Here is a 9,359-nt window from a genome sequence, read left to right on the forward strand (position 1 = left end):
GGCCGGTGGTGGCCGGGGCGGGCTCGAGGCCGGTGGTGGCCGGGGCGGGCTCGAGGCCGGTGGTGGCCGGGGCGGGCTCGAGGCCGGTGGTGGCCGGGGCGGGCTCGAGGCCGGTGGTGGCCGGGGCGGGCTCGAGGCCGGTGGTGGCCCCGCCCCCCGGGCGGGTCGGGTCCGTGCCGGGCGCCGGGGGACGCGGGGACGCCTGATCGCCCTCGCCCTGGCCCGCCGGCGTCGCCAGGGCGCGGCGGTCGGTCTTGCCGTTCGGCAGCAGGGGGATGCGGGCAACCCGATGCAGGCGGGCGGGGACCATGTGGGACGGGAGCAGGGGCTTCAGGGCCGCGCGTACCTGCGCGACCTCGGCGTGCGTCACCACGTGGGCCACGATCTGCAGGCTTCCCCGCGCGTGGCGGGAGACCTGGACCGCGGCGTCCTGGACGGCCGGCAGCGACAGCAGCGCCGCGCGCACCTCGCCCAGCTCGACCCGGTTGCCGTTGATCTTGACCTGGTCGTCGAGGCGGCCCAGGTGGGTGAGCGTGCCGCCCGGCAGCAGACGGACCAGGTCGCCGGTGCGGTAGACGGTGTCGGTGCGGCCGTCCAGCTGCAGGGTGCGGTAGCGGTCGGCGGTGCGCCCGGGGTCGCCGACGTAGCCGTCGGAGACGGTGCCGCCGCCGATCCACAGCTCGCCCGGTGCCCCCGGCGGCAGCTCCCGCAGGAACTCGTCGAGCACGTGGCAGCGGACGTTGTCGAAGGGCACGCCGATCGGTACCTCGGCGCGGCGGGTCCAGGAGGAGTCGTCGCCGCGGGCCCAGGAGAAGACGGTGGAGTACGAGGTCTCGGTCGGGCCGTAGGCGTTGTGCAGCCGGGCCGGGTGCGTCGCCTCGAAGGCGGTGCGCAGTTCGTTGGGCAGTGACTCGCCGGTGGAGACGACCGTGCGCAGGGTGCGGTTGGCGGGGAACGCCTCGGCCTCGAGCAGCAGGCGCAGCTGGGAGGGGACGGCGTGCAGCAGCGTGACGCCGTGCCGGTCGAGGGTCTGTGCGAGCAGGTCGGGGTCGCGTTCGGCGTCCGGCGGCGCCACGACCAGCCGGGCGCCCGCCACCAGGGCGACGAGCATTTCGTGGGCGCTGACGTCGAAGGTGAACGGTGCCTTGAGGAGCATCGCGTCGTCGGGGCCGATGCCGAAGTGCCGGATGGCGGCGAGGACGTCGGTGACCAGGGCGCGGTGGCTGAGCTGGACGCCCTTGGGGGTGCCGGTGGAGCCGGAGGTGTACAGGATGTGCAGCGCGTCGGCGGGCCGGGGAGCGGTCACGGCCGCCGCGCCCGGCCGCGCCAGCCCGGCCAGCGGCGCCTGTTCGGGGCCCGCCGGGCAGGACCCGGCGGTCTCGGGGGTGACGATGGCCAGGCGCATCGCGCTGTTGTCGACGATGTGGCGGCGCCGCGCCTGGGGGTGGGCGGCGTCCAGCGGCACGTACGCGGCACCGGTGCGCAGGACCGCGAGCATCGCGGCGACGGCCTCGTCACTGCGCGGCAGCAGGATGCCCACCCGGTCGCCGGCGCGCACGCCGCGGGCGACGAGCCCGGCGGCGTACCCCTCGATCCGGGCGTCCAGTTCACGGTAGGTCCAGCGCCGGTCGCCGAACTCGACGGCGACGGCGTCGGGGCGGGCCTGTGCGACGCCGCGGATGAGCGTGTCGATGTCCGTGTCGTCGACGGGGTGGTCGGTGGCGTTGAGGAAGCCGAGGGCGGCGCGGGCTTTGGGCCCGATCCCGTCGAGTTCGGTGACAGGGCTGTCGGGCCGGCGCACCAGTTGCGCGGCGAGGGTGGTGAGGTGCTCGGTGAACGCCTCGGCGGTGGCGGCCTCGATGCGGGAGGCGTCGTACTTGAGGCGGCCGCGCAGGGTGCCCCCGCCCTCGTACAGCTCCAGCGTGAGCAGGCCGAGGCCGGGGGTGGGCACGTCCTGGCGCCAGTGGGCGCGCAGTCCGCCGCGCAGTGCGACGCCCTCGCCGGCGGCGGCGCTCGTATCGGCCCAGCTGTGCAGCACGAAGGTGCAGTTGAAGGGCCCGGCCGCGGCCGGGCGGGGGGCGAGCTTGGCGATGCGGGGGAACGGCAGGCGCGAGTGGTCCACGGCGCGGGCCAGTTCGCTCTGCACGCCGGTGACGAACGCGGCGGCGGTCATGTCCGCGTCCTGGGCCGGGGCGACCACCAGGAGCGTACGGACGAAGTGGCCGACGGTGCGGTCGAAGCGCGGGTCGGTACGGGCGCCCAGCGGGACGCCGACGGCGGGCGCGGCCTGGCGGCCGTACGTGCCCAGGGCCTTGAGGTAGGCGGCGAGGAGCACGGCGGCGGCGCCGGTGCGGCGGGACCGGGAGAACGCGGTGATCTCGCCCCAGAGTCCGGCGTCCAGCTCCAGTGGGACGGCCGCCTCGAGTGGGGTGCCGGTGTCCGGGGTGTCCGGGGTGTCCAGGGGGAAGTCGACGGTGAGGTCGGCGCCGTCGAGCCGCTCGCGCCAGTACGCCTCGGCGGCGGGGGTGTCCTGTCCGGCCTCGCGGGCGCGGGCGCTGACATAGGCGCCGAATCCGGTGGGGGCGCCGCCGGGCACCTCCTCGTACTCGTACGCGGCGAGCAGGTCGGCGAGGAGGATGCCGGTGGACTCGCCGTCGACGACGAGGTGGTGGACGACCAGCAGGAGCGTGTGGTGCTCGGGGCCGTGGCCGATCAGGACGGCGCGCAGCACTCCGTCGCGCTCCAGGTCGAGTTCCTGGCGGGTGTCGGCGAGCAGTGCCCGGGCGGGCCACCGGCCGCCGTCGGGGGTGGCGGCGGTGCGGCGCTCGAGGCGGGGGACGCGGGCCGGGTCGACGTCGAGGTACGGCAGCCCGTCGGCGGTGTCGTCGCGGACGCGCGCGGTCAGCAGCGGGTGGCGGGCGACGAGCCGGGCGAGGGCGCGCTCCAGGCCGGGGCGGTCGAGCGGGCCGCTCAGGTCGACGGCGAGCGGCACGTTGTAGGGCGATGTCCGGGGGTCGGCCCGGTGCTGGAGCAGCAGTCCGAGCTGTTCCTCGGTCAGGGGTACGGTGCCCGCCTCGTCCGCCCCTGGGCCGGCGGTCGCGGGGGGCTGCGCGCCTGGGGTCTGGAGCATGGTCATCGGGTGTCTCCTGAGTCGGGATCCGAGGCTTGGGTCGTTTCCGGGCGCACCTCGGCCCGGCGGCCCGCACCGTCCGGCACGAGTGTGGTGCGCGCCGGCGACACGTCGCTGACGTGCGGCTGATGCGGCGGGCCGCCGGCTCAGCCGCGGCCCGCGCGGGCCTGGACGAGGCCCGCGAGGCGGTCCAGGCCGGTGGCGATGTCGTGCGGGGTGAGCACGGAGTACGACAGCCGCAGCTGCCGCAGTCCGCCGGTTCCCGCGTAGAAGTGGTACATGGGGGTCCACAGCACGCCGAAGCGGCGGGCGGACTCCTCCAGGGCCTCGTCGTCGGCGGCGAACGGCACGGTGACGACGGCGAACAGGCCGCCCGCGGGCACGTTCCAGCTCACGCCGCTGTCCTGCGGGAAGCGCGCGGCGAGGCCGTCGAGCAGGGCGCGCAGATTGCGGCGGTAGACGACGGCCTCGCGGGCGCAGGCCCGTTCCATGCTGCAGTCGTTCTCCAGCAGCAGTCCGCCGATCGCGGCCTGGGCGATCGCGGAGGTGTTGAGGGTGAGCATGCTCTTGAGCTTGGCGAGCTGGTCGGCGAGCAGTCCGTTTCGGGCGATGGGCTGGTCGGCGACGACGTAGCCGATGCGGGCGCCGGGGTAGGCGGTCTTGGCGAACGAGCCGAGGTAGACGACCCGTCCGGCGGTGTCCAGGGACTTGAGGGTGGGCATGCGGCCCTGGCCGTCGTGGAACATCGAGTACGGGTTGTCCTCGATCAGCAGGAGGTCGTGCTCCTCGGCGACCCGCAGCAGGCGCTTGCGGTCGGCGAGCGACATCCGGGAGCCGCCGGGGTTGGAGAAGTCGGGGATGACGTAGCAGGCGCGCGGGTTCAGTCCGTCGGCGCGGGCCGCGGCGGCGCGGCGCGCCACGTCGTCGGGGTCGAGTCCGCCGGGTCCTTCGGGCACCAGGTGGACGGCCGTCTCGGTGAGCCGGGCCGCGCCGGTGAACCCGACGTAGGTGGGGGCGGCGGCCAGGACGACGTCGCGTTCGTCGCGGCGCAGTGCCCGCAGCAGCAGGACCATGGCCTCCTGGCAGCCGGTGGTGACGAGGACCGCCTCCGGGTCGGCCGTGAGTCCTTCGTCCGTCTGCAGCTGGCGGACGACGAGCTCGTTGATGATGCCCTTGGTGGGGCCGTACTGGAACAGGGTGCGGCGCACCTGCTCCTCGCAGAGGCCGCGCTCCTGTTCCGCGTAGCGGGTGAACAGCCGCAGATGCCGGTGGAGCGCCTCGGTGTCGTAGTAGCCCTCGTAGGGCCGGCCCGCCGCGAACGACACGGCGTCGGGGTAGTCGCCGGTGATCTCGTTGAGCAGCGTCATCGAGGTCAGCGCGGGGTCGGTGAGGCTGGCGTGGAGGTCCGCGGTGGTCAGCAGGGGTGTGGCGCGCGGGGCTTCGAGCAGCGCGGCCGCGCTCACGCGGCCGCCTTGTTCATGGCGTCGACGAGGCTCTTGGGCCGCATGTCCGTCCAGTTCTCTGTGATGTGGGCGAGCGCGCTCTCGCGGTCGGTGGCCGGCAGGGCGACGGTCCAGCCGGCGGGGACCTCCGCGAAGGACGGCCACAGGGAGTACTGGCCCTCGTGGTTGACCAGAACGAGATAGGTGCCCTCGGCGTCCTCGAAGGGGTTGCTCATGACGGTCTCCCGGTTCGTTGTGCCAGGGGGTGTGGTGAAAGTCCCGCACAGCACCCCCTAGGGATGGCGGACTGCGGGTGCGGCGGTCCCCACCCAGGCTGGCGGGGGTGACCGACGCCGGGCTGACATGTCGCTGACGAGATCGGTGATCAGGTCCAGGAGGACGGGCGCCGGGTCCTCGGCCAGGTGGAAGTGGCCGCCGGGGAAGGTCTGGTGGCGCACGGGCCCGGTGGTGGACCGGGCCCAGTCGGCGGCTTCGGCGGCGGTGAGTTCCGGATCGCCGGTGGCGCGGTGCACGCTGAGCGGGACGCCGGGAACGGGGCGGGCCGCGGGACGGTAGGTCTCGGCGAGCGCGTAGTCGGCGCGGGCGGTGCGCAGCACCAGGTCGAGCAGGTCGGGGTGGGCCAGCAGTTCGTCCGGGAAGCCTTCCAGCCGCCGCAGTTCCGCGATGAGTTCGAGGTCGGTGCCGAGGTGGACGGCGCCGGGCCGGACGCGGTGCGGTGGCGGCATGCCGGAGACGATCAGCCGCAGCGGCGGGTGCCCCGCGGTTTCCAGGCGCACGGCCGTCTCGTAGGCGGCGAGGGCGCCGAGGCTGTGCCCGTACAGGGCGACGGGCCGCTCCAGCAGCGGCCGGGCGGCGTCGGCGGCCGCATCGGCCAGGGCGTGCATGTCGGTGTGCAGCGGTTCGGCGATGCGGTCGGCGTGGCCGGGGTACTGGACGGCGTACAGCTCGACGGTGTCGGGCAGCAGGGCGGGCCAGTTCCCGTAGGCACTGGCCGAGCCGCCGCCGTGCGGGAAGCACAGCAGCCGGGTTCGGGCGCCGGGCCGGGGCAGGGGGCGGCGGTACCAGGCGGCGGTGGTGTCGCTCACGGGGCCGCTCCCCCTCGCGCGGGCCACTCCAGACGGGCCACCGCGTCAAGGACGCGCTGGACACCGGGCAGGTAGTGGGATTCCAGCAGGGGCGCCGGGTAGGGCACGTCGAAGCCGGTGACGCGGCGGACGGGGGCTTCCAGGCGGTAGAAGCAGCGCTCGGTGATCCGCGCCGTGATCTCGGCACCCGGCCCGGCGAAGCCGTGCGTCTCGTGGACCACGACGGCGCGCCCGGTGCGGTCGACGCTGGCGCACACCGTCTCCTCGTCGAACGGGGCGAGGGTGCGCAGGTCGATGACCTCCAGGCTGACCCCCTGCTCGGCGGCGGCCTCGGCGGCCTCCATGGCCACGGGCAGCGAGGGCCCGTAGGTGACGAGGGTGGCGTCGGTGCCGGGGCGGCGGACGGCGGCCCAGCCGAGCGGCCCGGTGTCGGTGGGCAGCGCGACCTCCTCCTTGTGCCAGTACAGGCGTTTGGGTTCGAGGAAGACGACGGGGTCGGGCGAGGCGATGGCGCGGCGCAGCAGCGAGTAGGCGTCGGCGACGGTGGCGGGGGTGACGACGGTGAGGCCGGGGGTGGCCATGTAGTAGATCTCGGAGGAGTCGCTGTGGTGCTCCACGCCGCCGATGCCGCCGCCGTAGGGGATGCGCACGGTCAGCGGCAGCGGCAGGGCGCCGCGGGTGCGGGCGCGGAACTTGGCGACGTGGCTGACGAGCTGTTCGAAGGCCGGGTAGGCGAAGGCGTCGAACTGCATCTCGACGACGGGCCGGTAGCCGTACATGGCCATGCCCACCGCGGTGCCGATGATCGCGGACTCGGCGAGCGGGGTGTCGAAGCAGCGTTCCTCGCCGAACTCCCGGGTCAGGCCGTCGGTGATCCGGAAGACACCGCCGAGGGTGCCGACGTCCTCGCCGAAGACCAGGGTCCGCTCGTCCTCGCGCAGCGCGTCGCGGAGTGCCGCGTTGAGGGCCTGGGCCATGGTGATCGCGGTGTCCGCGGTCATCGCCGCTCTCCTTGTGCCGCCGGCTCCGTGTCCGCGGCGAGTTCGGCCGCGAGCAGTGCCGTCTGCGCGCGCAGGTGCGGTGGCGGGTGGTGGTAGACGTGCCGGAACATCTCCATGGGGTCGCGCCGGGGCGGCTCGGTGAAGTCGCGGCGCAGTGCGGCCGTCGTCTCCTCGGCGGCGCGGGCCGCTTCGGCGATCTTCGCCTCGTCGAGGACGCCGTCGTCGAGGAGGGTGCGCTCCAGGCGGGCGATGGGGTCCTTGGCGGCCCAGGCGGCGACCTCGTCGGCGGAGCGGTAGCGGGTGTCGTCGTCGGCGTTGGTGTGGGCCTCGATGCGGTAGGTGAGGGCCTCGATGAGGGTGGGGCCGCCGCCCTCGCGGGCGCGGCGGGCGGCCTCGGTGACGGCCGCGTGCACGGCGAGCGCGTCGTTGCCGTCGATTCGGGCGCCGGTGGCGCCGTAGCCCGGGGCCTTGTCGGCGAGGGTGCGGGCGGCGGTCTGCTTGGCCAGCGGCACGCTGATCGCGTACTGGTTGTTCTGGACGAGGAAGACGACGGGTGCCCGGCGTACGGCCGCGTAGTTGACGGCCTCGTGGAAGTCGCCCTCGCTGGTGGCTCCGTCGCCGATGTAGGCGAGGGCCACCACGTCGTCGCCGCGCATCCGGGCCGCGTCGGCCAGTCCGGCGGCGTGCAGGCACTGGGTGGCCAGGGGGGTGCACTGGGGTGCCGCGCGGTGGGCGGCCGGGTCGTAGCCGCAGTGGCGGTCGCCCCGGAAGAGGGTGAGGACGTCCTCGGCGGGGATGCCCCGGGTCAGCAGTGCGACGCTCTCGCGGTAGGTGGGGAAGATCCAGTCGGTGGGGCGCAGGGCGAGCACCGAGGCGGTCTGGCATGCCTCCTGGCCGCGTGAGGAGGGGTAGACCGCGAGCCTGCCCTGCCGGGTGAAGGTGGTCGCCGTCCGGTCGAAGGCGCGGCCGGTGACCATCGCCCGGTACAGCTCGAGACCGACCTGCGCGGATACGGGGGCGGCCGGTGCCGGGACGGCCGGTGCGGGGGTGGCCGGTGCCGGAGCGGCCGGTGCGGGGGTGGCCGGTGCCGGTGCCGGGACGGCCGGTGCCGGAGCGGCCGGTGCGGGGGCGGCCGGTGCCGGGACGGCCGGTGCCGGGACGGCCGGTGCCGGGACGGCCGGTGCCGGGACGGCCGGTGCCGGAGCGGCCGGTGCCGGAGCGGCCGGTGCCGGGACGGCCGGTGCCGGGGCGTCGAGGACCGTCATCGTGGACCGCCGCCGCTCGGGCCGGCCCCGTCCGTGCCCCGGTTCCGGCTGATCCAGGTGCGCTCCAGGGTGGTGATCAGGGCGGGGCTGTGCAGCTGGCAGGCCTGCTCGTAGGCGTACTGGGCCAGGTAGCGGCGGAAGAGGTCGAAGGGCTCCTCGACGAGGTTGAGCATGCGCCGGTTGGCGCCGACGGCCGGGTGGTCCAGGCGCTCGGCGGCCGTGCGGACGGCGGTGTCCATGGCGTCGGCGGGCGCGGTCTCGTCCACGAAGAGGGATGCCTGCGGGTCGGTGGCGCGCAGCTTCCTGCCCCAGAAGATCAGCTGGCGTGAGAGCCGCGAGCCGGTCAGGTGGAGCAGCCGCATGTTGGCGACACCGGGCACCAGCCCCTCCTGCATGGCGGGCAGGCTGAACCAGGCGTCGTCGGCGGCCACGACCCGGTCCATGGTGGGCAGGATCTGCATGCCGCCGCCGATGGCGAAGGCGTCGACGGCGCCGATCCACGGCTTGTCGGCGTCCGGCCACCAGCCGTCGCCCGCCGAGTCGTCCAGGCACAGGCCGCGCACGAACTTGGCGATGTACCCGGCCTCGCGGCGCAGCAGGAAGCCCAGCAGCGAGATGTCGCCGTGGTAGAGGTGCGTGAGGTTGATGCCCGCGCTGAACACGCGGCGGCCCGCGTGGGCGGGGTGGGTCTGGGCCGCGCCGCGCAGCACGCCGACATGGCTGGCGGGGTCGAGCAGCACCAGGTCGGTGCCGGTCTCCAGTGCCTCGACGGCGGCGTCGTCCTCGGCGTTGAGGAATTCGTCGTTGCACAGCTCCAGATGGGCGATGCCGTCGTGCCGGGTGACGGTGGCGATGCCCAGGTCGGCGCGGCCGGTGAGCTCGTAGCCGAGGAGGGCGCGGCGGGCGCGCGGGGTCGGGCGCAGCATGGAGCGCAGCAGGTGGGTGCCGGCGGTGGGGGCGTTCAGGACGGCCTGGAAGAAGATGCCGACGGCGATCTCCCAGCCTTCCTTGTTGCGCTGCATGTGCCGTGCCTCGTCGGCGAGCTGGGCGCGGGTGGGCACCAGGCCCGGGAAGCGCGTGGCGGCCAGGTCGGCCAGTTCGTCCAGGCGCGGGGTGAGCGTGAGATTGTCGGTGAGTTCCGCGTAGACCCGTTCGGCGTGCACCGCGAGGAAGCGGCGGCGCACGGTGCGCGCGGCGTCGTGGGCGGCCGCCGCGTCCTGCTGCTGGGCGGCGGCGCGTTCGGCGCGCGGGGGCAGCGAGGCGATGAGCCGCATGGTGGACTCGAGGTGGGCGGTGACGGCCGCCCGGTCCTGGGCGAAGTCGCCGCCGACGGCCGGTGGACGGCCCGGCGCGGTCCGGGCGGCGCGGGCGTGGGCCGGGGCGGGCGGGGCGAGGGTGGGTGTGCGCACGGTTGG

The 9,359-nt window shown here is 75.1% G+C and carries 7 protein-coding genes; all 7 read right to left on the bottom strand.

The annotated features are described in order from the left end of the window. A partial coding sequence (locus tag ACFU53_RS23740) for an amino acid adenylation domain-containing protein (protein WP_383995773.1) occupies positions 1 to 3,136 on the bottom strand: 3,136 nt, incomplete at its 3' end. A gap of 140 nt (positions 3,137 to 3,276) precedes the next feature. After that, positions 3,277 to 4,593: a PLP-dependent aminotransferase family protein gene (locus ACFU53_RS23745; RefSeq protein ID WP_383995776.1), complete on the bottom strand. Its 1,317-nt coding sequence runs from the start codon at positions 4,591 to 4,593 to the stop codon at positions 3,277 to 3,279. Beyond that, complete coding sequence (locus ACFU53_RS23750; protein WP_383995779.1) at positions 4,590 to 4,808, bottom strand: MbtH family protein; 219 nt, start codon at positions 4,806 to 4,808, stop codon at positions 4,590 to 4,592. Before ACFU53_RS23750 ends, ACFU53_RS23745 begins: the two co-directional genes overlap by 4 nt. 57 nt (positions 4,809 to 4,865) lie before the next feature. Then, entirely contained in the window at positions 4,866 to 5,678 is an 813-nt protein-coding gene (locus ACFU53_RS23755) for a thioesterase II family protein (RefSeq protein ID WP_383995782.1), read from the bottom strand. Next, positions 5,675 to 6,679 carry an alpha-ketoacid dehydrogenase subunit beta gene (locus ACFU53_RS23760; RefSeq protein ID WP_383995785.1) on the bottom strand — a complete coding sequence of 335 codons (1,005 nt, stop codon included), beginning with the start codon at positions 6,677 to 6,679 and terminating at the stop codon, positions 5,675 to 5,677. The genes ACFU53_RS23755 and ACFU53_RS23760 overlap by 4 nt, the downstream gene beginning before the upstream one ends. After that, entirely contained in the window at positions 6,676 to 7,944 is a 1,269-nt protein-coding gene (pdhA, locus tag ACFU53_RS23765; RefSeq protein WP_383995788.1) for a pyruvate dehydrogenase (acetyl-transferring) E1 component subunit alpha, read from the bottom strand. The genes ACFU53_RS23760 and pdhA overlap by 4 nt, the downstream gene beginning before the upstream one ends. Beyond that, positions 7,941 to 9,353 carry an enoyl-CoA hydratase/isomerase family protein gene (locus ACFU53_RS23770; protein ID WP_383995791.1) on the bottom strand — a complete coding sequence of 471 codons (1,413 nt, stop codon included), beginning with the start codon at positions 9,351 to 9,353 and terminating at the stop codon, positions 7,941 to 7,943. Before ACFU53_RS23770 ends, pdhA begins: the two co-directional genes overlap by 4 nt. Between the last annotated feature and the right edge of the window lie 6 nt (positions 9,354 to 9,359).

Origin of the sequence: Streptomyces sp. NPDC057474 (genome assembly GCF_042802555.1) — a bacterium.
In the GTDB taxonomy this organism is placed as follows: domain Bacteria; phylum Actinomycetota; class Actinomycetes; order Streptomycetales; family Streptomycetaceae; genus Streptomyces.